This is a genomic window from Inquilinus limosus DSM 16000 (assembly GCF_000423185.1).
Taxonomy (GTDB): domain Bacteria; phylum Pseudomonadota; class Alphaproteobacteria; order DSM-16000; family Inquilinaceae; genus Inquilinus; species Inquilinus limosus.
Map to the genome: position 1 here is coordinate 127,251 of NZ_AUHM01000018.1, position 22,625 is coordinate 149,875.

At 70.6% G+C, this 22,625-nt stretch carries 20 protein-coding genes; 1 reads left to right on the plus strand and 19 read right to left on the minus strand.

The window, feature by feature from the left end; all coding sequences use genetic code 11:
• Positions 1-144 precede the first annotated feature (144 nt).
• Genes G537_RS0116945 through G537_RS0116975 form a run of 7 tightly spaced genes read right to left on the minus strand, consistent with a single transcriptional unit; the run spans position 145 to position 7,813 of the window.
• Positions 145-1,845 (minus strand): GMC family oxidoreductase, encoded by a 1,701-nt coding sequence (locus tag G537_RS0116945; protein WP_026871134.1) that lies wholly within the window; start codon positions 1,843-1,845, stop codon positions 145-147.
• Positions 1,842-2,639, minus strand: a complete 798-nt coding sequence (locus G537_RS0116950; protein WP_026871135.1) for an ABC transporter permease — start codon at positions 2,637-2,639, stop codon at positions 1,842-1,844. The genes G537_RS0116945 and G537_RS0116950 overlap by 4 nt, the downstream gene beginning before the upstream one ends.
• Positions 2,640-2,641: 2 nt before the next feature.
• A complete protein-coding gene (locus tag G537_RS0116955) occupies positions 2,642-3,541 on the minus strand; it encodes an ABC transporter permease (RefSeq protein ID WP_051248504.1) in 900 nt (299 codons plus the stop codon).
• Positions 3,542-3,562: 21 nt separating this feature from the next.
• A complete protein-coding gene (locus G537_RS0116960) occupies positions 3,563-4,603 on the minus strand; it encodes an ABC transporter substrate-binding protein (protein ID WP_026871137.1) in 1,041 nt (346 codons plus the stop codon).
• A 40-nt stretch (positions 4,604-4,643) separates the two neighbouring features.
• The gene (locus tag G537_RS0116965; RefSeq protein WP_026871138.1) at positions 4,644-5,951 is read right to left on the minus strand and encodes an NAD(P)/FAD-dependent oxidoreductase; all 1,308 of its coding nucleotides are present in this window, start codon (positions 5,949-5,951) and stop codon (positions 4,644-4,646) included.
• Between the two features lie 13 nt (positions 5,952-5,964).
• A complete protein-coding gene (locus tag G537_RS0116970; protein ID WP_026871139.1) occupies positions 5,965-6,678 on the minus strand; it encodes an HAD-IA family hydrolase in 714 nt (237 codons plus the stop codon).
• Positions 6,679-6,727: 49 nt separating this feature from the next.
• A complete protein-coding gene (locus tag G537_RS0116975; RefSeq protein ID WP_026871140.1) occupies positions 6,728-7,813 on the minus strand; it encodes an ABC transporter ATP-binding protein in 1,086 nt (361 codons plus the stop codon).
• Between the two features lie 205 nt (positions 7,814-8,018).
• Between G537_RS0116975 and G537_RS0116980 the strand changes: the two genes are divergently transcribed.
• Complete coding sequence (locus tag G537_RS0116980; protein WP_211230410.1) at positions 8,019-8,939, plus strand: LysR family transcriptional regulator; 921 nt, start codon at positions 8,019-8,021, stop codon at positions 8,937-8,939.
• 16 nt (positions 8,940-8,955) lie between these two features.
• Here G537_RS0116980 and G537_RS0116985 read toward each other — a convergent pair whose 3' ends face one another.
• The 12 genes from G537_RS0116985 to G537_RS0117040 all read right to left on the minus strand — a co-directional run bounded on the left by G537_RS0116985 (position 8,956) and on the right by G537_RS0117040 (position 22,579).
• The gene (locus G537_RS0116985) at positions 8,956-9,834 is read right to left on the minus strand and encodes an N-acetylmannosamine kinase (RefSeq protein ID WP_034851985.1); all 879 of its coding nucleotides are present in this window, start codon (positions 9,832-9,834) and stop codon (positions 8,956-8,958) included.
• On the minus strand, positions 9,824-10,669 hold the full coding sequence (locus tag G537_RS0116990; RefSeq protein ID WP_081688857.1) for a MurR/RpiR family transcriptional regulator: 846 nt from the start codon (positions 10,667-10,669) through the stop codon (positions 9,824-9,826). Before G537_RS0116990 ends, G537_RS0116985 begins: the two co-directional genes overlap by 11 nt.
• A 9-nt stretch (positions 10,670-10,678) precedes the next feature.
• Positions 10,679-11,500: a carbohydrate ABC transporter permease gene (locus tag G537_RS0116995; protein WP_034851987.1), complete on the minus strand. Its 822-nt coding sequence runs from the start codon at positions 11,498-11,500 to the stop codon at positions 10,679-10,681.
• On the minus strand, positions 11,497-12,390 hold the full coding sequence (locus G537_RS0117000; protein WP_081688858.1) for a carbohydrate ABC transporter permease: 894 nt from the start codon (positions 12,388-12,390) through the stop codon (positions 11,497-11,499). The genes G537_RS0116995 and G537_RS0117000 overlap by 4 nt, the downstream gene beginning before the upstream one ends.
• Positions 12,390-13,706 (minus strand): ABC transporter substrate-binding protein, encoded by a 1,317-nt coding sequence (locus G537_RS0117005; RefSeq protein WP_026871146.1) that lies wholly within the window; start codon positions 13,704-13,706, stop codon positions 12,390-12,392. Before G537_RS0117005 ends, G537_RS0117000 begins: the two co-directional genes overlap by 1 nt.
• Before the next feature lie 45 nt (positions 13,707-13,751).
• On the minus strand, positions 13,752-14,441 hold the full coding sequence (locus G537_RS0117010; RefSeq protein WP_034851989.1) for an N-acetylmannosamine-6-phosphate 2-epimerase: 690 nt from the start codon (positions 14,439-14,441) through the stop codon (positions 13,752-13,754).
• A gap of 217 nt (positions 14,442-14,658) precedes the next feature.
• A complete protein-coding gene (locus tag G537_RS0117015; RefSeq protein WP_026871148.1) occupies positions 14,659-16,152 on the minus strand; it encodes an aldehyde dehydrogenase family protein in 1,494 nt (497 codons plus the stop codon).
• 27 nt (positions 16,153-16,179) lie between these two features.
• Positions 16,180-16,953: a creatininase family protein gene (locus G537_RS38400; RefSeq protein WP_081688859.1), complete on the minus strand. Its 774-nt coding sequence runs from the start codon at positions 16,951-16,953 to the stop codon at positions 16,180-16,182.
• Positions 16,950-17,924, minus strand: coding sequence for an ABC transporter permease (locus G537_RS0117025; RefSeq protein WP_026871149.1), 975 nt, complete (start codon positions 17,922-17,924; stop codon positions 16,950-16,952). The genes G537_RS38400 and G537_RS0117025 overlap by 4 nt, the downstream gene beginning before the upstream one ends.
• Before the next feature lie 13 nt (positions 17,925-17,937).
• Positions 17,938-18,957 carry a Gfo/Idh/MocA family protein gene (locus G537_RS0117030; protein ID WP_081688860.1) on the minus strand — a complete coding sequence of 340 codons (1,020 nt, stop codon included), beginning with the start codon at positions 18,955-18,957 and terminating at the stop codon, positions 17,938-17,940.
• Positions 18,954-21,527 (minus strand): ATP-binding cassette domain-containing protein, encoded by a 2,574-nt coding sequence (locus G537_RS42955; protein ID WP_081688861.1) that lies wholly within the window; start codon positions 21,525-21,527, stop codon positions 18,954-18,956. The genes G537_RS0117030 and G537_RS42955 overlap by 4 nt, the downstream gene beginning before the upstream one ends.
• 29 nt (positions 21,528-21,556) lie before the next feature.
• The gene (locus G537_RS0117040) at positions 21,557-22,579 is read right to left on the minus strand and encodes a sugar ABC transporter substrate-binding protein (RefSeq protein WP_026871152.1); all 1,023 of its coding nucleotides are present in this window, start codon (positions 22,577-22,579) and stop codon (positions 21,557-21,559) included.
• Between the last annotated feature and the right edge of the window lie 46 nt (positions 22,580-22,625).

Here is a 22,625-nt window from a genome sequence, read left to right on the forward strand (position 1 = left end):
TGCCGCCCCGCGCCGGCCGCAATCTTCCGATACGCGCCGCCGACGTGACGACATCATCCCCGCGCCAGGAGAGACGGGCCGGCAGGATTCTGTCAAGACAACGTTGTCATCAGCCATTCGGCCGACGGCTTCCGCAGACCCGTCCTATCGCCCGTCCTGGATGAAATCGGCGATCCGCTCGGCGATCATGATGGTCGGGACATTGGTGTTGGCGCAGGGGATGGACGGCATCAGCGAGGCGTCGGCGACGCGGAGGCAGTCAACGCCGTGGACCTTGCCCCGCGGCGAAGTCACGGCTGCCGGATCGTTCTCCGCCCCCATGCGGCAGGTGCCCGAAGGATGCCAGGTGCCGCCGACATGCCGGCGCACGAATTCGGTCATTGCGTCGTCATCGCGCAGCAGGCCCTCCATCGTCGTCCCCAGGGTGATGGCGGCATGGACCAACGCGGCGCGCAGCGGCCCGGCCAGGTCGAGCAGCGCGGACAGGGCGCCGCGCTGCAGCGCGTTCCAGGTGCCGGGCACGGCGATCCTGGCCACGCGGGGAGAATAGCTGGAGGGGAAGACCGGGCCGCGATGCCCGTCCATGTGGGGATCCAGCAGGACTTCCGCCCCCATCCGCAGGGCCATCTTCAGCCGGTCGAGGTCGCGGCGGTCGCTCAGCATGCGGAAATCCACATGCGGCTCGGCGGCCGGATCGGCCGAGGCGAGTTTCACGAAGCCGCGCGAGCAGGATTTGTTCACCCAGAAGAACAGGCTGCCCATCCGCAGGCCGACCGAATGCCAGCCGGACCGCGACAGGATGGCGGCATGCATGTCGCCCTGCGGCAGCCCGTCCCGCCCCGACGAGAAGCGCCAGATCGCCTGCTCGTGGTGCTCACCGCGATCCCGCACCCGCATCCGCGGCGGCAGGAAGGCGGCCACGGCGATAGATGGATGCTCCATCAGGTTGCGCCCCACGCCGAGAACGTTCGCCACCACCGGGATCCCGAGCGGCTGCAGTTCGGCCGCCGGGCCGATGCCGGAGCGCAGCAGCAGCGCGGGGGTGTGGATCGCGCCCGCCGCGACGATCACCTCGCGGGCGCCGATCACCTGCGGCCTGCCGTCCGCGCCCACGATTTCGGCACCGGTGACGCCGCGGCCGTCGAACAGCAGCCGGTCGGCACGGCAACCGGTCAGGATCGTCAGGTTGGGCCTGTGGCGAACCTCGGGCGTCAGATAGGCGATCGAGGTCGGAAGACGCTCGCCGCAGTCGCTGACCGCGATGGCGCCGCGATACGCGCCGTCCTCCCAGCGGCCGTTCTGGTCGGCCCGGACCGGGTGCCCGCGCCGCTCCAGCGTCTGCATCACCCGGTGCACGAAGGGCGAGATCCGGTCGTCGGCGATGCGGCGGATGGTGAGCGGCCCGTCCGCCCCGTGCAGCGGGCCCGAGAAATCGCGGTCGGCCTCGATCCTGCGAAAGTAAGGCAGGCAGTCCTCCCAGCCCCAGCCGGCCGCCCCCAGCGCCTCCCACTCGGCATAGTCGGCGGGCGAGCCGCGATTGGCCATCAGCGCGTTGATGGCGGAGCCGCCGCCGAGGATCTTCGCCTGCTCGTAGCGGCGGACGCTGCGCGCGGCCGCGTTCGACCAGCCGTATCCCATCAGCGCCGTCAGCGAGCCCCAGATGTTCGAGGTGTCGAGATAGGCCCGCCCGGGATAGCGGCTGAGGATGTCGGCCGGGACGTTGCCGGCGGAGATGTCCCGCCCCGCCTCCACCAGGATGACGGAGCGGCCGGGATCCTCCGACAGCCTGGCGGCCAGGACGCAGCCGGCGGAGCCGCCTCCCAGGATCAGGCAGTCCGTGTTCACCCGGCGGCGGCCCCCCTGCGCTCCGCGTTCCTGGCGCTGAGCGAGGCCAGCAGGAGGATGACGAGGGAGACGGCGGTCAGCAGCGTGCTGATGGCGGCGATGGTCGGGTCGATCTCGTCACGCAGCGAGGTGAACATTCGCTTGGTCAAGGTCTGGTACTGGCCGCCGGAGACGAACAGCGCGACCACGGTCTCGTCGAGCGCCGAGATGAAGGCGAAGAGCAGGCCGGAGATCACGCCGGACCGGATCTGCGGCAGGGTCACGGCGAAGAAGGTGCGGAAGCGGTTCATGCCGAGGCTGAGCGCCGCCATCTCCTGCGCCGGATCGAATTTGCGCAGGCTGACGAGCACCGACGTCACCACATAGGGCAGCCCCAGCATGACGTTGGCCAGGATCAGCCCGGTCATGGTCGCCAGCAGCCCGACATTGGCGTAGACGAGGAAGATGCCGACGGCGGTGATCACGATCGGGACCACCAGCGGCAGCAGCAGGACCACCTGCAGGCCGCGCAGCAGCTTGGAGCGGGTGAGGTTCAGCGCATAGGCGGCCGCGGTCCCGAGGACGGTGGCGACGGCCGCGCTCGCCACGGCCACGATCAGGCTGACCCGCGTCGCCTGCATCCAGGCCGCATTGCCGAGATAGGAGTCGTACCAGCGCAGCGACCAGGACGGCGGCGGGAAGGACAGGAACCGCGCGCCGGAGAAGGACATCGGCACGACGATGAGGATCGGCACCACCAGCCAGATCAGGACCAACGCGACGAAGCCGTAAAGGAGGACTTTGGAGAGTCTCACGTTCACCTCGCGCCCATGATCCGCTCGAACGGGATGAAGAGGCTGGCGACCCGGAAGATCAGGAAGACGCAGACGAGCAGGACGACGCTGATCGACGAGGCGGCGCCCCATTCGTTGTAGACCTCGATGTTCCGGGAGACGAGCATCGACACCATGTAGGTCCGCCCGCCGCCCAGCAGCTCCGGCGTGATGTAGAAGCCGAGCGTCAGGGCGAAGACCAGGACCGCCCCCGCGATCACGCCGGGCAGGGACAGGGGCAGGAAGACGCGCAGGAACACGAAGGCGGGCGATCCGCCCAGGCTGGCCCCCGCCATGGTCAGCTCCCGCGGGATCTTCTGCATGGCGGCGTAGAGCGGCAACACCATGAAGGGCAGCAGGATGTGGATCGTCGCGATCACGGTCCCGAGCTCGTTGTTGACCAACAGCAGGGGGCTGTCGATCAGGCCGAGATCGGTCAGCGCCGAATTGATGATGCCGCGCCGCTGCAGCAGGATCAGCCAAGCGTAGGACCGCACCAGCACGCTGGTCCAGAAGGGCAGCACCACCAGCGCCAGGATCACGACCCGCCATCCCGGCGACGCAGCCGCCGCCACATAGGCGACCGGATAGCCGAGCAGCAGCGCCGCCAACGTGACGGTGAAGGCGATGCGGAAGGTCTGCAGGAAGGACATCCACGTCGCATCGTCGGTCACGAAGCGCTGGTAGTGGGCCAGCGTGAAGCCGCCGTCCTGGCGGATCGACTGCCAGGCCAGCCAGCCGAGCGGCACGATCAGGAGGCAGACGATCACCGCCAGGGCGGGCGCCAGCAGCAGGAGCGTCAGCCGCTGCTCGCGACGTTCCTGCGACACCGACGGCCTGATGGCCGGCTGCGACACCGAGGGGCTGATGGTCGATGCGGACATGGATGACCTTGCTTCCGCCGGCTATTGCTGGATGAAGGAGGCCCAGCGCTTCAGCACCTCCTCGCCGGCCGGGGAGCTCCACCACTCGGTGGACACCAGCACCTGCTTGGCGGCGTTGTCCGGGGCGCTCGGCATCTCCGCCGCGCGCTCGGGCGAGATCTTGCCGGTCTCGTAGGCTTTCGGATTGCCCGGGCCGTAGTCGATATAGGCCGGGAAGTTGGCCTGGATGTCCGGCGCGATCGCCGCGTTGACGAACCTGACCGCCGTGTCGAGGTTCGGCGCGCCCTTTAGGATGCACAGCGAGGTGTTCTGCAGCATGCCCTGGTTGAAGGTGAAGGCGACTGGCGCGCCCTCCTTGGCCACGGCGGAGACGCGGCCGTTCCAGGCCATGATCATGTCGGCCTCGCCGTCGGCGAGCAGCTGCGCGGACTGGGCGCCGGAGGTCCACCACACCGCGATATGCGGCTTGATCTCCTCCAGCTTGCGGAAGGCGCGGTCGACATCCAGCGGGTAGATCTTGTCCGGCGCCACGCCGTCGGCCAGCAGCGCCGCCTCGAGCGTCGCCAGCGGGTTATTGCGCAGCGCCCGGGTGCCGGGGAACTTCTCCAGGTCCCAAAAATCCGCCCAGGTCTTCGGCGGATTGTCGCCGTACTTCTCCGTGTTGTAGGCCAGGACGCTGGAATAGAACTCATAGGCCACCGAATACGGCGTCTTGTACGCGTCCGGCAGGCCGGCGGCGTTCGGGATCTTCGAGAAATCCAGCTTCTCGATCATGCCCTGCTCGCCGCCGCGCAGGCAGTCCTTGGTCGGGGTGTCGACCACGTCCCAGATCGGCTTCCCGGTCGTGGTCTGGGTCTTGATCACCGGCCAGGCGTCCGGCGCGCTGTCCTGGTTCACGGTGATGCCCAGCTGCTCGGCCACCGGATCGAGGATGGCCTTGGTCTGCGCCTCCTGATAGGCGCCGCCCTGCGACACGAAGGTGATCTGCTCGGCGCCGGCGGTACCCGAAGCCAGCGCGCCGAGGGCAAGGCCGGCGGCGAAGAGGTGAAGCCCGGATCTCATGGTCCTGTCTCCCTGTTTCGTTGGCCGGATCTCCGGCATGTCACAGCCCGACGGCGTCGAGCATCTGGTACCAGCCGGCGACGGCGCGCACCGCCGGCTCGCGCAGCGAGTAGAGCGGCACCGGCGCCAGACGCTTTGCGTCGAGCAGCCCGACATCCGGCGTCTCGCCGCGCACGAAGGCGGCGAGATAGCGGCCCATCAGGCTCGCCATGGCGACGCCGGCGCCGTTGTAGCCGAGGGCGAAGAGAGTGCGGTCGTCGCGCCGGCCGACATGCGGCACCGAATCCAGCGTCATGGCGACGAGGCCCGACCAGCGGTATTCGACCGGGATGTCGGCCAGCATCGGGAACAGCGCGATCATGGCGCGGCGCAGCGCCGCGAAGGCCGCGGGCGAATCCGTCTTGCCGAAGGCGCCGCGGCCGCCGAAGACGAAACGGCCGTCGACGATCCGGAACCAGCGCATCATCCGCCGCGTCTCGCTGCAGATCCGGCGCGTCGGCAGCAGGCTTGCGGCGAGGTCCGGCGGCAGCGGCGCGGTCGCCAGGATGGCGCTGCGGAACGGCACCAGCGTCCGCTGCATCTCGCGGGTCGCGCCGGTCAGGTCGGAATAGGCGTTGGTGGCGATGATCGCCTGGCCCGCGCGCACCCGGCCCCGCGGCGTCTCCACCACCACCGCCCCCTGCTCCCGCCGGATCGCCAGCGCCGGGCTGTCCTCATGGATGCGGATGCCGTGCGCCGACAGGCCGGCGGCCAGCCCGCGCGCATAGTTCAGCGGGTGGATGCAGGCGGGGCCGCGGGTCAACGCGCCGCCGGCGAAGCCGTCGGAGCCGAGCTCCGCCCGGACCTCGTCGCGCGACAGCAGGCTGATGTGGCCGTCGCCCATCTCGGCCTTCATCCACTCGGCCTCGGCGGCGACCGCGGCCAGCGCCTTTTCGGTGTGCGCCGCCTTGACCAGCCCGACCCGGGCGAAGCCGGCGCTGTCGATGCCGAACTCCTCGACCAGGTTCTCGACGGCATCGACCGCCTCGTGGCCCAGCTCGTACATCCGCCGCGCCATGTCCCGGCCATAGGCCGCGGCGATGGCAGGCAGTGACAGGCGGAACTTCGGGGTGACGAAGCCGCCGTTGCGACCGCTGGCCCCCCACCCGACCGCGTTGGCGTCGAGCACCAGCGGGTCGAGCCCGCCGGCGGCGATATGGCGCGCCGCCGACAGGCCGGTGTAGCCGGCGCCGATGATGACCACATCCGCCGCCGCATCGCCGTCCAGCGCCGGCAGGCGCGGCGCCGGGCCCGCGGTCGCGGCCCAGAGCGAGTTGCCGCCGGGCCTGGGGGAATGGAGGGCCATCATCGGTACGGTCCGGTCAGGCGGCCCGCGGCTCGGCCGCCTCGACGGCGTCGGCGAGCTGCTTCAGCGTCGCGAAGTGGAAGTCCGGCGTGGTCAGGGTCGCCACCGCCGGCGTGCCGCCGAAGCCCTGCATCCCCTGCCGGCGCTCGATCCAGCAGGTCTTGTAGCCCAGCTTGCGGGCGATCCCGATATCGTGGTGCTGGCTCTGGGCCACATGCAGGATCTCGCCGAACTTGTAGCCGAAGGCCGACTGCCGGCCGCGATTGAAGGAGAAGAAGTTCGGGTCCGGCTTGGCCGTCCCGGTCTCGTCGGCAGTGACGCTGTCGTCGAAGGGATGGCCCAGCGTGTTGGAATAGCTGGAGAAGGCGGTGCGGTCGGCATTGGTCATCGCCACCAGCCGGAAGCGGCGGCGCAGGCGGCGCAGCGCCTCGGCGGAATCGGCGAAGGCCGGCCAGCGCAGCACGTCGAGCTGGAACGCCCCCGCCGCCAGGTCGTCGGCCGGCAGTTCCAGCTCACCCGCCAGCGACTTGTAGACATGGAACATCGCCTCGCTCGACCGGTAGGGGTGGGCGTCACGGCCGCGCTTGTAGGCCTCGAAGATCCGGTCGTCGCTCAACCCCTGTGCCGCGCGGCCGCCGATCCGGCGGACGGACTCCAGGATTCCGGTCTCGAAGTCGATCAGGGTGCCGACGACGTCGAAGGTGAGGACTTTGAAGGCGCTGAACGGCATGGGGGATTTCGCTTCTCGGGTTGTGAACGGAAGGATTGGCGCCGTCCGCTCAGGCGGCCGCGCGCGGGACGACGATGGTGTCTTCGGGATGGAGGGTGACGGCGATCCGGCCGCCGACCGGCGGGACGCTGCGGCGCGCCGCATGATGGCTCGGCTGACGCAGGCTGAGCACCGTGCCGTCGTCGAGCGTCAGGAAGACCTTCAGGCTCTCGCCCTGATAGATGATCTCCGACACCCGGCCGGACAGCCGGTTGGCGCCGTCAGCGCCCGCACTGTCGTCGATCAGCAGCTTCTCCGTCTGCACAGCCAGCAGCAGCTCGCCCATTTCGGGGATCGGCCGGCCGGAGCGCAGCACGGCGCCGCCCAGCGCCACCCGGTCGGGTCCGGCACGGGTGACCGGCAGCAGCGCCGCCTCGCCGATGAAGCTGGCGACGAAGCTGTCGGCCGGGTGGTCGTGCAGCCGCTCCGGCGTGTCGATCTGCACCAGCCGCCCGTCGCGCAGGATGGCGACCCGGTCGCTCATCGTCAGCGCCTCGCGCTGGTCGTGCGTGACGTAGACGATGGTCGCGCCGAGGCGCCGGTGCAGATGGCGCAGCTCGATCTGCATCGCGTCGCGCAGCTGCTTGTCGAGGGCGGAGAGCGGCTCGTCCATCAGGATCAGCCGCGGCTCGAACACGATGGCGCGGGCCAGGGCGACGCGCTGGCGCTGGCCGCCAGAGAGCTGGGAGATGCGGCGGTTCTCGTAGCCGGACAGCTCGACCATCGCCAGCGCCCCGGCCACCTTGCCGGCCCAGCCGGATTTCGGCAGGCGCCGCGCCCGCAGCGGGAAGGCGACGTTCTCGCCCACCGTCATGTGCGGGAACAGGGCGTAGTTCTGGAAGACGATGCCGATGTCGCGCTTGTGCGGCGGGGTGAAGGTGACGTCGCGGTCGCCGAACCGGACCGACCCGGTGGTGGCCTGGATGAAGCCGCCGAGGATGCTGAGCAGCGTGGTCTTGCCCGAGCCGGAGGGACCGAGCAGCGAGACGAACTCGCCCGGCGCGATGGTCAGGCTGACATCGTCGAGGGCCCGGAAGGCGTCGTAATGCTTGCTGACGGAACGGATCGAGACGCCCGTGCTGCCGTGCTGCGTCATGGTCGTGAGCCCTGTCCCTGAGCGCCGCGCATGCCATGGAGGCATGAGCGGCCGTGACCGGATCCGTCGCGTCGTTCTCCGCCGAGCGGGCGATCGCGTCCGGGATCCCTATGCCATGGGTCAATCACAGCAAACGCCCCCGACCGACGCAATTGCGAAAAGGTTGGACGGTCCATAAACTCAGATTATGACCCAGCTGCGCCGGATGCTCCCCTCCTCAAACGCCCTCTTCGTGTTCGAGGCGGCGGCGCGCTGCGGCAGCTTCACCCGCGCGGCGGCGGAGCTGAACGTCACCCAGCCGGCGGTCAGCCGCATGCTCGGCCGGCTCGAAACCCATCTTGGCGTGCGGCTGTTCGACCGCTCGGCCGCCGGCATCGCGCTGACCGAGGACGGCCGCTCGCTCTACCGCCGCATCGCCGAGGGCTTCAGCGGGATCGAGGCGGCGATCCGGGAGATCGAGGCCCGCCGCACGGGCACCGAGACGGTGACGCTGTCGCTGTCCACCGCCTTCACCACCCATTGGCTGATGCCGCGGATCAACCGGCTGCAGAAGGAGTTCCCGTCGGTCGACCTGCGCTTCCAGCTGATCGCCGGGCCGCTGCACGGGCCGGTCGACGACGTCGATCTCGGCATGCGCTTCGTCGACGGGGGCGACGCGCAGCACGAGACGTTCCTGGTGATGCGCGAGATCATGCTGCCGATCTGCAGCCCGGCCTATCTCGAGCGGCAGAAGGCGGCGAACGGCGCCGACGGCAACACCATCATCAACCTCGCCGGCTCCGACCCGGATTGGGCGGACGCGTTCGAAGATCTCCGCATCGGGCCGAGGAGCACGCTCACCTTCTCCGACTACGCGATCGTGGTCCAGGCGGCGCTGCTGGGGCAGGGCATCGCGCTGGGCTGGGTGACGGTCTCCTCGCACTGGCTCGGGACCGGGGCGCTGGTGCCCGCCGCCCGCAGCCTGATGCGCACCGGACGGCTGTGCCAGCTGGTGCATTCGCGGGCCCGGCCGATGCGAACGGCCGTGGCCGAGATCCGTGACTGGATCATCGTCCAGACCCGGTCGGATGTCGGCGCGCTCGACGCGCTCTATCCCGAGCTCGGGATCGGCGCCGCGGCGTTCTGACGGCCTGGAGACGCGACTATGACCGGACGGCGCCGAGATCGGCCATGCCGATCAGCCCGGCGTCGTGGCCGAGGGCAGCCGGGCGCAGGGGGATACGGAACAGCGGCGGTTCGTCCGCCAGAGCGCGCTCGACCCGGCCGAGGAATCCCTCCGCCAGGCCGACGCCGCCACCGATCACAGCGAGATCGAGGTCCAGCGCCGCCTTGAGATCGGCCAGCAGCCGGGCGATGGCGGCTGCGGCGCGATCGATCAGCGCCGCGGCGGCCGGGTCCCTTTCCGCCCGCCGGAACAGCGCCGGCGCGTCCATCGCCTCGCCGAAGGCCGCGGTGGCCGCGGCGGCCAGGGCCCGGCCGGAGGCCACGGCCTCGACGCAGCCGCGCCGGCCGCAGCCGCAGAGCGGCCCGTTCGGCACCGCCACGACATGACCGAGATGGCCGGCCAGGCCGCCCGGCCCGACCCGCAACTCGCCGTCCAATACCAGCCCGCCGCCGACGCCGGTCGACACGGTCAGGAACACCATCGAGCCGACGCCCTTCGCAGCACCGTGGCGATACTCGCCCCAGGCCGCGGCCTGGGCGTCGTTCACCGCCCGCACCGGCACGCCGAGCCGGTCCTGCAATGCCGCGATCAGGGGCGAGTCCGGCGGCACCGGCAGGGTGCCGGGGTTGGTGGCGGAGAGCCGGCCGTCGCGCACCAGGCCGGTGGTGGCGATGCCCACCGGCCCGTCGGCCCAGCCCGCCACCAGGGCGGCGACGGCCTCGACCAGGCTTTCGAACCTTCCGTCGCGCGGGGTCGGCGCCTGGCGCCGCTGCAGCACCGTCGCCCCGGCCACCCGGGCCGCGGCGATCTTGGTGCCGCCGAGATCGACGACCGTCGCTGGCCTTTCAGTAGCCACGATCGGCCACGCTCTGCGCGGTGCGGCGGATGGTGTCGCGCGCGGCGGAATCGCGGTCGGCGATGGTCTCGAACAGCATGTCGACGATCACCAGCTGGCTGATCTTCGAGGTGAGCGCGCCGCCGGTCAGCGGCGTCTCGGGCGTCGCGGCCAGCAGCACGACGTCGGCGAGCGTGGTCAGCGGGCTCTTGGTCCGGTTGGTGATCGCCGCCAGGAAGGCGCCCGCCTCCTTCGCCAGCGTGGCCGCCCGGACCACGTCGAGGGTGGAGCCCGAGCTGGAGACCGCCAGCGCCACATCCCCCTTCCGCATCGCCGCGGTGGCCATCGCCGCCATGTGGGGATCGTCATGCGCCACCGCCTGCAGCCCGACCCGGGCCAGCTTGTACTGGGCGTAACGGGCGGTGATGGCCGAAGCGCCGACGCCGAACACCAGCACCCGCCGCGCCTTGCGCAGCCGGTCGGCCACCGCCTCCACCGCTGCCGGGTCCAGCAGGTCCTCGGTCTGGCGCAGCGCGTCGACGGCGCGGTCGACGATGCGGAACAGCGCGTGCCGGCCCGCTTCCTCCGCCCGCGCCGGCTGGGCCGTGGCCAGCTCGGTGGCGAGCGCCAGCTTGAAGCCCTGGAAGCTGGGGAAGCCCTGCTCGCGGCAGAAGCGGATCACCGAGGCCTCCGAGGAGCCGGAGGCCTCAGCCAGCTCGGTGACCGTCTGGGACAGCACCCGTTCCGGCCCCTCCAGCACATAGTCGCCGATCCGCTCCAGCGCCGGCGACAGGCTGGGGTTCGTGGCCCGAAGGCTGGCCAGCACCTTGCGCCCGATGGTCGAGATCTCGTTCATCGCCATATCCTACCCCTTCACCGCGCCCGCCAGCATCGCCCGGCCGAGATAGCGGTAGCTGACGAGGCCGAGCAAGAGCGGCGGCAGCACGCTCAGCATCATCGCCGCCGCGGTGGCGCCCCACTTCACGCCCCAGGAGGTGATGAAGAAGGTGGCCCCGACCGTCACCGGCACGGCGCTGCGGGTGGTCAGGATCAGGCCGAACAGGAACTCGTTCCAGCTGTAGATGAAGCTGAGGATCGCGACCGCCACCAGCACCGGCCGGGCCAGCGGCAGCACGATGTGGCGCAGCACGGCGAAGGTGGAGGCGCCGTCGACCCGCGCCGCCTCCTCGATCTCCTGCGGCAGGTCCTGCAGGAAGCCGACCAAGAGGATCAGCGCCAGCGGCAGGTTGATGATGCAGGAGATCAAAGCGAGGCCCAGCCGGGTGTCGAGCAGGCCGAGCGCCTGGTACAGCAGGTAGAAGGGGATGGCGAAGATCACCAGCGGCAGGGCTCGCAGATTGGTGACCACGGGCAGGACGGCTTTCGTCCCCTTCCCCAGCTTCGCCATGGCGTAGGCGGCCGGCACGCCGAGCGCCAGCGCCAGCACCGTGCCGCCGAGGGCGATGGCGGTCGAGTTCAGCAGGTAGCGCGGAAAGTCGAGTGTCGGGTCGGTCAGCACCGTGACGTAGTGCTCGGCGGTCGGCGTGAACAGCCAGACCGGCGGATAGGCGTTGATGTCCAGCGTCGTCTTCAGCGAGGTCAGCAGCGTGATGATGACCGGGATGTTGAGAACGAAGACCGCCAGCAGGAACACGGCCCAGCGCAGCCCGGCGATAAGGCGCGTCATCGCCGCGATCCCTTCAGCATCTGGGCCATCAGGAGGCGCAGCAGCACCACCGAAGCCAGGAGCAGCAGCATCGAGGCGGCGACGGCGGGGCCGATCCGCTCCTGCTGGAAGAAGGTGCGGTAGATGTAGATCGACAGGCTCTGGGTCAGTGTGCCGGGGCCGCCGCCGGTCAGCACATAGATGTGGTCGAACACCCGGAAGCTGTCGATGAAGCGGATGAAGCCGGTGATCGCCAGCGCCGGCACCATCAGCGGCAGGGTGATGCGGCGGAACACCGCCCAGCGCCCGGCGCCGTCGATCCGCGCCGCCTCCACCAGCTCACCCGGGATCGCCTGATACGCGGTCAGCAGCGCCAGGAAGGCGAAGGGCGTCCACTGCAGCACCTCGATCGCCGCGACGGTGGTGAAGGCCCAGTCGACGCCCAGCAGGTTGTCGTTGAAGCCGACCATCTGCAGGTATTGCGGGATGATGCCGACGAAGTCGTTCAGCATCAGCCGGTACATCACGCCCAGGAGGGCCGGCGACACCATCATCGGCAGCAGCAGGAACGCCATCAGCCAGCGCCGCCTGGCGATCAGCGGGTCGAGCGCCAGTACCAGGGCGAAGCCGAGCACCAGCTGCGCCGCGGTGACCGCCACGGCGAAGCGGGCGGAGAAGCCGACCGCGCCCCAGAAGGCCGGGTCGGCCAGCACCGCCCGGTAGTTGTCGAGCCCGACCCAGCGCGGCGACCACAGCCCGGTGAAGCGAACCTCGCTGAGGCTGTAGACGAGGTTGGCGACGGCCGGGAAGCCGAGCAGGGCCGCCAGGAACAGCAGCAACGGCCCGAGCAGCCACAGCCCGTCCCAGCGCCCCTCATAGGGCCGGCGCCCGGCCCCCGCGGTCGATGCCATCAGCCCTTGATCCGCGCGGCCATGCCCTCGGCCGCCTGCTTCAGCGCGGTGTCGAGGTCGATCTGCCCGGCCCAGAAGGCGGAGAACTTCTCGGCCAGCACCTCGTAGACCGGCACTGCATAGGCGGCGGTGCCGCCGGTGACGACGAAGCCGTAGCGGTCGACGAAATCCCCGACCAGCGGGAATTCCGGCCGGGTCGCCGCCATCGCCTTCAGGATCTCCGGCACCGGCGGGGTGCCGCCGGCCTGGGCGTAGACGGTCAGCGCGTCCTTGCCCGCCAGCCAGGCCAGGAACTTGCCGGCGTCGCCCTTGTTCTTCGACGCCTTGTTCAGGCCGATGCCGAGGGAATGGACATGGGTCTTGTGCCCGGCGCTGCCGGCCGGCAGCGGGGCCAGGCCGATCTTGCCGGCGACGGCGGGCGACTTGGCCGGGTCGTTCAGCTCGTTATAGGCCGCGTTCCACTGCAGCATGGTCGCCGCCTGGCCCGCCTGGAAGGCGGCGTTGGCCTCGGCGTATTCGTAGCTGATCGACCCCGGCGGCGTCGCCTTGGCGTCGATCAGGGTCTTGTAGACCTGCAGGCCCGTACGGCCGGCCGGGCCGTCGATCGCCGGCTTGCCGTCGGCCAGCCAGTCGCCGCCATTCGACACCAGCGTCGCCTGCCACAGCATGACGTTGAAGATCAGGTTCTTCATCTGCAGCACGCTGCCGAAGCGGGTCGGGCTGTCGGAATTCTCGGCGGCGCTGAAGAACAAAGCGGCGGCGATCCAGTCGTCCCAGTTCCAGTCGTCCGGCGCCTTGGGCTGCAGGTCCTTGCCGAGCTTCTCCTTGGCGATCTCGGCGTAGCGCTTCTGCCACTCCGCGTCCGACAGCAGCCGGTCGACCAGGTCCTTGCGGTAGTAGAGGAAGTGCAGCGAGATGTCGGTCGGCACGCCATACAGCTTGCCGTCCAGGGTGAGGGACTGCAGCGCCACCGGCGCGAAGGCCGCCTTGGCCTCGGCCGGCACCTGGGCGTCGATCGGCTCCAGATAGGGCGCGTAGCGGCCGAGCGTGTAGGTGGTGACCAGCGCCAGGTCGAACTCGCTCGACCCCGCCGCGAGATCCGCCTGCTCCTTCTCGAAATAGCCCTGGCGGCTGAACAGCAGCTGCTTGACGGTGACGCCGTCCGCCTGACCCGGCCCGGCATTATAGGCGTCGATCGCCTTCTGCATCGCCTCGCTTTCCGGCCCCGGCCAGAACAGCAGCGTGACCTCGCCGGCCATCGCGGCGGAGGACAGGAACGGCAGGGCCAGCCCCGCCAGTAGGGTCTTGCGCAGCATTGTCATCGTCGTTGCCCCCTGTTTGTTTTGGTTGAAGGATGGACCTCAGTCCGCGCCGATCGCGTCGAGGAACCAGCGCGTCACATGCTCCGGTCGGGTGATGGCCGAGCCGGCGACCACCGCATGCGCCCCCGCGGCCAAAGCCGAGGCGGCATGCTCCGGCGTCCGGACATTGCCCTCGGCGATCACGGTGAAGCCGTCGGCGGCGAGGTCGGCGACCAGGGCCAGATCCGGCTCCGTCGGCTCCGGCCCCGCGACATAGCCGGCGAGGGTCGAGGCGACGATGTCGGCCCCGGCCGCCGCAGCCGCCCGGCCTTCCGCCCGGGTCGAGACGTCGGCCATGGCGATGCGGCCGTGGCGATGGATGCGCGTCACCATCTCCGCCACCGCGACCGGCCGGACGCGGTCGGTGGCGTCGAAGGCGATGATCCCGGCGCCGGCCTCGGCCAGCGCGTCGATATCGGCGAGATGCGGCGTGATCCGCACCGGGCTGTCGGCCAGGTCGGTCTTGACGATGCCGATCACCGGCACGCCGGCGATGCGGCAGACCGCGGCGACGCGCTCCACCCCCTCGATCCGGAGGCCGGCGGCGCCGGCGCCGACCACGGCCCGGGCCAGCGCCACCACGAATTCGGTGCGGTCGAGCGGACCGCCCACGACCGGCTGGCAGGACACGATCAATCGGCCGCGCAGGCGGTCGAGGACGGAGGCAAGGGCGGAGGCGGCGTCGGTCATGACGCCATCGTATGGAGACGGAACTTTTTATCAATCAGAATTTTTAAATGAAAATTTGCTCCATCGCCTCATAGAGTCGCCGCCCTCTGATCTGTGGGACATTCCCGTCATCGCGAGCCCCGAAGGGGTGCGGCGATCCAGTGGCACCGGCCCATGGATCGCCACGGCGCTGCGCGTCTCGCGATGACGGAGAGGGTTCGTGAGGCCGCCGACCGCCTCACCGGCTGATGTCGATGGTCACGGTCTTCAGATCCGACATCTCCAGCAGCGTGTGGCGACCGCCGGTGCGGCCGATGCCGCTGCTGGTCCCCGCCGCGCCGCCGGCCGGGATGTGCATCTCCCAATAGGGGCTCATCTCGTTGACGTTGACGATGCCGACCTTCAGCGCCTCGGCCCAGCGGAAGGCGTGGCGGATGGTCTGGGTGAACACCGCGGCGGACAGGCCGAGCCGGCTCTTGGCGACGATACGGTGCGCCTCCTCCTCGTCGCGGAAGCGCAGCACCGGCACCACCGGGCCGAAGGTCTCGTCGACGTTCAAGAGGCTGTCCGGCGACAGGTCGGCGATCACCGTCGGCTGGTAGTGCAGCCGCGTCGCCAGCCCCTCGGCCCGGCCGCCGCCGAACAGGATCGAGGCGCCGCGCTGCCGGGCGTCGGCCAGATGGGCGTCAACCTTCTGTGCGTTCGGCTCGTTGTTCAGCGGCCCCATGGTGGTGGCGGGGTCGAACGGGTCGCCCATCCTCACCGCCCGCGCCGCCGCGACCAGCTTCTCGACGAAGGCGTCGTGCACCGAATCGTCCACCAGGATGCGCTCGGTCGCGGTGCAGATCTGGCCGGCATTGGCGAAGCAGCCCGCCGCCACCCGCGCCGCGGCGGTGTCGAGATCGGCGTCGGCGAGGACGATGGTCGGGCCGTTGCCGCCCAGCTCCATCATCAGCGGCTTGCCGGCGCCGCGGGACGCGATGATCCGCCCGGTCTCCGAGCTGCCGGTGAAGGCGACGGCGTCGGTGCCGGGATTGGACACCACCTCGTCGCCGACCTCCGGCCCGTCGCCGATCACGAGGTTGATGACGCCGTCCGGCACGCCGGCCTCGATCAGACATTCCATCAGCTTCTCGGCGATGATCGAGGTGGTCGGCGCCGGCACCCAGACCATGGCGTTGCCGGTCGCGAGGCCCGGCCCGAGATAATAGATCGACGGCAGCGCCAGCGGGAAGTTCCAGGGCGTGACGATGCCGAACACGCCCTTGGGCTGCAGGAAGCTGAAGGCGCGCTTGTTGCGGTCCTCGACCGGGAAGCACGCCGTCTCCAACCACTTGATCTGCTCGCCGGCGTTGCGGAAGGCGGCGACCGCGGCACCGACCTCGCCCAGCGCCTCGGCGTGGTAGGGCTTGCCCTGCTCCAGGCACAGGGTGCGGGCCAGCGCCTCCTTGCGGCCCTCGATCGCGTCGGCGACGGCGAAACACAGCTTCGCCCGCTCCCACACCGACAGGCCGGCGATCTTCGGCTTGGCCGCATTGGCCGCGGCGATCGCCCGTTGCGCGTCGGCGCGGGTACCGAGCGGCACAAAGCCCACCACCGCCCCGGTGGCCGGGCTGGTGACCTCCAGGAACTCGCCGGAGCTGCCCTCCTCCCAGCGCCCGCCGATGCGCATGCGGCTGACCGGGGCGCCGGACGGCGCGGTGGTGACCTTCAGGCCCTTGATCGTCTTCATCGGGATCGTCTCGGTTGGAGGGAGGGGTCAGGCCTGCACGAAGCTGTCGCGGAGGCGCAGCACCGCCTCCAGCGACCGGCTGACGGCGGCCTCGTACAGCCTCGCCCCGGCCTCGGCGGTGGCATCGGAGGGGCGACCGATCACCCCGGTCGGATTGATCTCCTCGAAGCCGCGCCAGATCGTGATCGGGCTGGGGGAGTAGAGATGCGGGTCGGGCCAGCAGGAGGGCGTGCCGCCGGCCGGGATCGCCCCTTCCCGCGCCGAGCCCGGGAACAGGTGCAGCATCAGCGAGGTCTCCAGCGCGCAGGCATGGCCGCAGCCCTGGTCGGCATCGGGCAGGATCGCCGCCGCGTCCTCGCGGATCAGGTCGAAATAGGAGAAGGCGGCGCTGCGCACGCCGTCGGCGCCCAGCTCCGACACCGCCACCTGCAGCGCGCCGCGGTTGCCGCCATGGCCGTTCAGCACGATCGGGAAGAAGCCGTCGCGGGCCAGGGACCGGCAGACATCGACCACCACGGCGATGAAGGTCGAGGGCCGCAGGCTGATCGTGCCCGGGAAGGCCAGGTGATGCGCCGAGGAGCCGTAGGAGATCGGCTCCGCCACCCGGATCGACGGATCGCGGCCGGCGACGCCGAGCGCCACCGCGGTCGCCAGCCAGATGTCGACGCCGGTGGCGAGGTGCGGCCCGTGCTGTTCCACGGCGCCGGTCGGCACCAGCACGGCGCCGCGGACCTGGCCGAGTTCCGGTGATGAACTCCAGGCCAGGCGGCCAGGGCCGGGAGCAAAGGGGGGCGAGGTCATCCGATACGTCCTTCATCGAGGCGCAGGCGCAGCATCCGGATCCCGGCATCGGCGATCAGCGCCAGGACGATGATCGCGCCCTTGAACAGATCGATGCTGGAGGGGTCCACGCCGAAGACGCGCAGGGCATTGGTCAGGAGGCTGACGATGACGGCGCCGATCACCACCCCGGCCACCGTGCCGCGGCCGCCGAAGATGCTGGTGCCGCCGAGCACCGCCGCGGCGATGGCGTCCAGCAGCAGCGGCGTGCCGCCGAGATTGGGGGTGACGACCGGCACGCGGCTGATCATCAGCACCGCGGTCAGGAAGGTGAAGACCGCGGCGACGACATAGGTCAGCAGCTGCTGCCGCGGCAGCGGCACCCCGGCCAGCTGCGCCGCAGCGGGGTCGGAGCCGATGGCGTAGGTGCGCAGGCCGAAGCGCGTCTGCCGCATCAGCCACCAGGCGCCGATGGCGATCAGCCCGACCAGCAGCACGGAGTTCGGCACGCCGGCCGTCTGGCCGATGCCGATGTCCTTCAGTGTCGGGCTCTTCAGGATCAGCACGCCCTTCTGCGCCGCCCACAGCGTCGCCCCCTGCACCGCCACCATGGTGGCCAGGGTGACGACGAAGGGCGGCACGCGCAGGTAGCCGACCAGCAGGCCGTTCAGCAGACCCAGCAGCGCCATGGTGGCAAGGCCGGCGAGAAGGGCCAGGGCCAGCGGATCGCCGGCATCCAGCCGCCCGGCCATCACCACGCTGCAGAAGGCGACCGCCACCCCGGCCGAGAGGTCGATGCCCCCGGTCAGCAGCACCACGAAGGCGCCGAGCCCCAGCAGCGCCACCGGCGTGGCCTGGGCCAGCACGTTGCGCAGGCTGTCGGGCGTCACCACCCGCGCATCGATCAGCCCGAACGCCGCCACCAGCAGGATCAGCAGCAGCAGCGGCGCGAGATCGAGGGCGCGGCGGAGCCAGGGATGGCGGATGTCCATCGGACCGCTCCGGTCAGCCGCGCCAGTCGGCGACTGCTTCGGGCTGGCCGCTGGCGACGCTGCGCCGGATCGCGTCGTTGACCGCGACGGCGCGCAGCGCCTCGGGCAGCGAGATGACGAAGGGCTTGTCTTCGCGCACCGCCTGCACGAAGTGGCGCAGTTCCTCGTACAGGTCGCCCATGATCCGGCCGTTGACGGTCGGCCAGTGCAGCCCGTCCGGCAGGCTCCAGGCGCCGCTCGACAGCACCCTGAGGCCGTGGTCGCGGACATCGAGATCGACCACGCCCTTGGTGCCGACCACCTCGGTCCGGGCCCAGATCCCGGTCGGGATGTCGCTCGGCAGCGACCAGCCGAAATAGAGCTGGCCGACCATGCCGTTCGACATCTCGCAGGTGGTGAAGATCGCATCCTCGGACCGGACGCCCAGGCTCGGCATCAGCTTGGAGACGGCGCGGGAATAGACCCGGGTGACGTCGGCGCCGCTGATCCATTGCAGAGCGTCGACGTCGTGCACGCCGAGATAGAAGCAGACGCTGGAGGAGCCGTTCATGCGGGTGCCGATGTCGCGCACCGTGAACCGGCCGGAGGTGGCGTGGATCGGGTCGCCGATCTTGCCGGCCCGCACCGCCTCCGCCGCCTGCACGTAGCGCGGGTCGAAGCGCAGGATATGGGCCACCAGCAGGCGGCCGCCGCCCTTTCTCTCCGCCGCGGCCATGGCCTGCGCCGCCTCCAGCGTGTGCGCCATCGGCTTCTCGACCAGCACCGGCTTGCCGGCCTCGAGCAGGGCGCAGGTGACGTCGCGATGCAGCGTGTCCGGCAGCGCCACGACATAGGCGTCGGCGGCATCGGCGGCCAGCGCCGCATCGATGTCCGCGAAGTGCCGGGCGCCGTACTGGTCGGCCGTCTTGCGGCCGAGCTCCGCCGACAGGTCGACGACCGCCGACAAGGTCGCCGTCTCCAGCCCGGCGATCGCCTGGGCGTGGAACTGCCCCATGAAGCCGGCGCCGACGATGGCCAATCTCATCCTGCTCATCCCGCTACCCTCTCCTGTTTCGTCAGGCGTTGCGCCCCGGCGCCGCGGCCGAAGGCCAGCGCCATCACCTCGGTCTCGGTCGCCCCGCGCGGCAGCTCGCCGGCGGTGCGGCCCTCATGCATCACCACGATGCGGTCGGCGACGCCCAGCACCTCGGGCAGCTCGCTCGACACCATCAGGATCCCGGCACCCTGCGCCTTCAGCTCGGCGATCAGCGCGTGCAGCTCCGACTTCGCGCCGACATCGACGCCGCGCGTCGGCTCGTCCAGCAGCAGCACCCGCGGGCGCGTCGCCAGCCATTTGCCGATCACCACCTTCTGCTGGTTGCCGCCGGACAGATCGCCGACGCGCTTGCGCGGATCGGGTGGCCGGACGCCGAGCTGACGGATCAGCCGCCCGGCCTCGGCCGCCAGGGCCGATGGCCGCACCAGTCCCAGCGCGGACTTCGCGCGGATCCACGCCAGGGTGACGTTGTCCTGAATCGACATCGGCCCGACGAAGCCTTCGAGATGCCGGTCCTCCGGCACATAGGCGACGCCCAGCGCATTTGCCCGCCGCGCATCGCCGGCCGGTAGCTCGGCGCCGCCGATCCGGATCGTCCCGGCGCGGTGGGCGGACAGGCCGGCGATGCAGCGCATCACCTCGGACCGGCCGCTGCCCATCAGCCCGGCCAGGGCCACCACCTCGCCCGCATGCACCGTCAGGCTGGCCGAACGCAGCAGCCCGCCGTCAGCGATGTCCTCGACCGCCGCCAGCAGGTCGCCGCGCGGCACCGGCCGGTGCGGGAAGACGTTGCCGATGTCGCGGCCGACCATCATCCCGATCAGCGCCGGCTCGTCGAGGTCGCGGATCGCGCGGTCGCCGACGAAGCGGCCGTCGCGCAGCACCACGGCGCGGTCGGCCAGGGTGAAGATCTCCTCCATCTTGTGTGAGATGTAGAGGATGGCGCAGCCGATCCCCTTCATCCGGCCGATCAGCTCGTAGAGGCGGTCGCGCTCGCGGGTCGACAGGGCGCTGGTCGGCTCGTCCATGATCACCAGCCAAGCCTCGGACAGCATCGACTTGGCGATCTCGACCATCTGGCGCTGGCCGACCGTGAGGTTGCCGACGCGGTCGTCGGGCCGCAGGCCGAGGCCGAACTGGTCGATCACCTCCTGCGCCTTGCGCCGCATCTCGGCCCGGCGCAGGGCGATGCCTCCCGGCTCGCGCCCCAGGAACAGGTTCTCGGCCACGGTCAGGTCGGGCACCAGGCTGAAATGCTGGTGGATCACGGCGATGCCGGCCGCCGCCGCCTCCGCCGGGGTGCGCAGCCGCACCGGGCGGCCATCCAGGATCAGCCCGCCCTCGTCCGGCTGGTGCACGCCGGACAGGCACTTCACCAGCGTCGACTTGCCGGCGCCGTTCTCGCCCGCCAGCGCCACCACCTCGCCGGCGCAGATGTCGAAAGCCACGCCCTCCAGCGCCTTGACGCCGGGGAAGACCTTGCCGAGGCCGACGATGCGCAGCTCGTGCCGGTCCAGCCGGCGCGGAACGGCCTGGGCCGCCTCCTCCGCCGTGTGGGCGGCGCGGCTGCGGCGGCGCCACTTCGCCACGGTGGCCGCCAGCCGGTCGCGCTGGCTCAGCAGCACCGCGAACAGGACCAGACCGCCGGTGACGATGTAGATCGCCTGCTGCGGCACCTGCAGGAAGGACAGGCCGGTGTTGATGGCGCCCAGCAGCAGCGCGCCCAGCGCGGTGCCGGTGACGCTGCCTTCGCCGCCCGACAGCTTGGTGCCGCCGACGATGGCGGCTGTGATCGCCGCGAACTCCAGCCCGGTGCCGGCCAGAGGCTGGGCCGAGCCGAGGCGGCCGATGATGACCACGGCGCCGAGCCCGGCCGACATGCCGGCCAGGACATAGGTCAGGGTCTGCACGCTGCGGACCGGGATCAGCGAGGCCCTAGCCGCGCCGGCATTGCCGCCGACCGCGAAGATCCAGCGGCCGAGCACGGTGCGGTGCAGCAGCGCCCACCAGCCGGCGAGCAGCAGCAGCGCCAGCAGCAGCGACGCCGGGACGCCGGCGATGTCGGCGCTGCCGGCCCAGAGCAGCACCGGGCTGTCGACCGGGATGCTGGAGGCGCCGGACAGGCTGAGCGCCGCACCCTTCCCCGCCGCCAGCGTCGCCAGGGTGGCGATGAAGGGGCTGATGCCGACGGCGCTGATCAGCAGGCCGTTGACGAGCCCGATGGCGCCGCCGGCGGCCAGCGCCGCGAGGATGCCGAGCAGCGGCGACCCGGTCGCGCCGTAGGCCTGGGCGGCGACGATGCCGGCGACGGCGAGGGTGCTGCCGACCGAGATGTCGATGCCGCGGGCGATGATCACCGCGGTCATGGCGAAGCCGACGATGGCGATCACCGCCGTCTGCTGGCCGATCGAGACGAGGTTGGCGAAGGACAGGAAGCCGGGCCCGGCCAGGCCGAAGCCGACCAGCACCAGCAGGATCAGCCCGGCCAGCACCAGGTCGTTGCCGAAACCCGCGCCGGCGAGCAGGACGCGCCGCGCCGGGGCTGCATCCGCCGTCTTCGGAGACATGGCCCCCTCCCTGCCCTTCGCCCCTCCGGTCACTGGCCGATGGTCATGGCGGAGGTGGGCTGCTGCGGCCCCAGCTGCTCGGTATAGGCCTTCGCCGCCTTGGTCGCCGCCTCCGGCGTGATGTGCTCGACCTTCAGCCCCTTGCCGGCCAGCGCCTGGGCGGTGGCGTCGGAGGTGACGAAATAGGTCGGCATGTACAGGTCCTTGGGCATGCTCTCGCCCTTGGCCAGCCGCGCCGCGACCGCGATGTTCCAGTAGCCGACGCGATAGGCGCCGGTCAGGACGTCCATCACCATCGACCCGTCCTCGAGCAGCGGGTGCATCTCCTCGTCGCCGTCATAGCCGGCATAGAGCAGCTTGCGCTCCATCGCCTGGGCCACGGCGCTGGCGGCGAGGCACATGGAGTCCGAGATGCAGCCGATCGCCTTCAGGTCCGGATAGGTGGTCAGCCAGGTTTGGGCCGCGTCGGTGGCCTTGGCCGAATCCCAGCCGGTGGGCTGGATGCCGACCAGCTTGATGTTCGGGAACTCCTTGGCCAACGTCTCGGTGAAGGCCTTCTCGCGGGTGTCGGAGACGAAGTTGCCGCGGGTGCCGACCAGCAGCGCGACCTCACCCTCGCCGCCGAGGGTCGTGCCGAGGGCGCGGGCCACCATCGACATGTTCTCCTGGTCCGGATACAGCGTCGAGGTGTTCCAGCCCCCCTCGACCTTGTTGCCCATGGTGATGACCGGGATCTTGGCGGCCTCGGCCTTCTTGATCACCGGCAGCAGGGCGTTCTTGTCCAGCGGGTCGACCAGGATCGCGTCGACCTTCTGGTTGATGAAGTTCTCGATGATGGCGACCTGCTTCTCCAGACTGCCTTCGGCGCTCTGCCAGGTCGCCTGGACGCCGTAGTCCTTGGCGGCGGTGTCGCCCGCCTCCTTCATCCGCACGAAGAAGGAGTTCTGCAGGTCGATGGCGGCGAGGCCGAGCACCGGCTCGGCGGCGGATGCGAGGCCCGACAGGGCCAGGACCGCGGTGAGGGCCACGCCGGACAGCACATGCTTGATCATCGTTCTCGTCCTCTCCTGTGAAGCCTCGGTTGCAGTGTTCTTGTTG

Excerpts from the sequence above, each read along its gene's own strand:
- G537_RS0116955 (WP_051248504.1), bottom strand. The coding sequence starts at position 3,541 with ATGTCCGCATCGACCATCAGCCCCTCGGTGTCGCAGCCGGCCATCAGG.
- G537_RS0116960 (WP_026871137.1), bottom strand. The coding sequence starts at position 4,603 with ATGAGATCCGGGCTTCACCTCTTCGCCGCCGGCCTTGCCCTCGGCGCG.
- G537_RS0116965 (WP_026871138.1), bottom strand. The coding sequence starts at position 5,951 with ATGATGGCCCTCCATTCCCCCAGGCCCGGCGGCAACTCGCTCTGGGCC.
- G537_RS0116970 (WP_026871139.1), bottom strand. The coding sequence starts at position 6,678 with ATGCCGTTCAGCGCCTTCAAAGTCCTCACCTTCGACGTCGTCGGCACC.
- G537_RS0116975 (WP_026871140.1), bottom strand. The coding sequence starts at position 7,813 with ATGACGCAGCACGGCAGCACGGGCGTCTCGATCCGTTCCGTCAGCAAG.
- G537_RS0116980 (WP_211230410.1), top strand. The coding sequence starts at position 8,019 with ATGCTCCCCTCCTCAAACGCCCTCTTCGTGTTCGAGGCGGCGGCGCGC.
- G537_RS0116990 (WP_081688857.1), bottom strand. The coding sequence starts at position 10,669 with ATGAACGAGATCTCGACCATCGGGCGCAAGGTGCTGGCCAGCCTTCGG.
- G537_RS0116995 (WP_034851987.1), bottom strand. The coding sequence starts at position 11,500 with ATGACGCGCCTTATCGCCGGGCTGCGCTGGGCCGTGTTCCTGCTGGCG.
- G537_RS0117000 (WP_081688858.1), bottom strand. The coding sequence starts at position 12,390 with ATGGCATCGACCGCGGGGGCCGGGCGCCGGCCCTATGAGGGGCGCTGG.
- G537_RS0117005 (WP_026871146.1), bottom strand. The coding sequence starts at position 13,706 with ATGCTGCGCAAGACCCTACTGGCGGGGCTGGCCCTGCCGTTCCTGTCC.
- G537_RS0117010 (WP_034851989.1), bottom strand. The coding sequence starts at position 14,441 with ATGACCGACGCCGCCTCCGCCCTTGCCTCCGTCCTCGACCGCCTGCGC.
- G537_RS0117015 (WP_026871148.1), bottom strand. The coding sequence starts at position 16,152 with ATGAAGACGATCAAGGGCCTGAAGGTCACCACCGCGCCGTCCGGCGCC.
- G537_RS38400 (WP_081688859.1), bottom strand. The coding sequence starts at position 16,953 with ATGACCTCGCCCCCCTTTGCTCCCGGCCCTGGCCGCCTGGCCTGGAGT.
- G537_RS0117025 (WP_026871149.1), bottom strand. The coding sequence starts at position 17,924 with ATGGACATCCGCCATCCCTGGCTCCGCCGCGCCCTCGATCTCGCGCCG.
- G537_RS0117030 (WP_081688860.1), bottom strand. The coding sequence starts at position 18,957 with ATGAGCAGGATGAGATTGGCCATCGTCGGCGCCGGCTTCATGGGGCAG.
- G537_RS42955 (WP_081688861.1), bottom strand. The coding sequence starts at position 21,527 with ATGTCTCCGAAGACGGCGGATGCAGCCCCGGCGCGGCGCGTCCTGCTC.
- G537_RS0117040 (WP_026871152.1), bottom strand. The coding sequence starts at position 22,579 with ATGATCAAGCATGTGCTGTCCGGCGTGGCCCTCACCGCGGTCCTGGCC.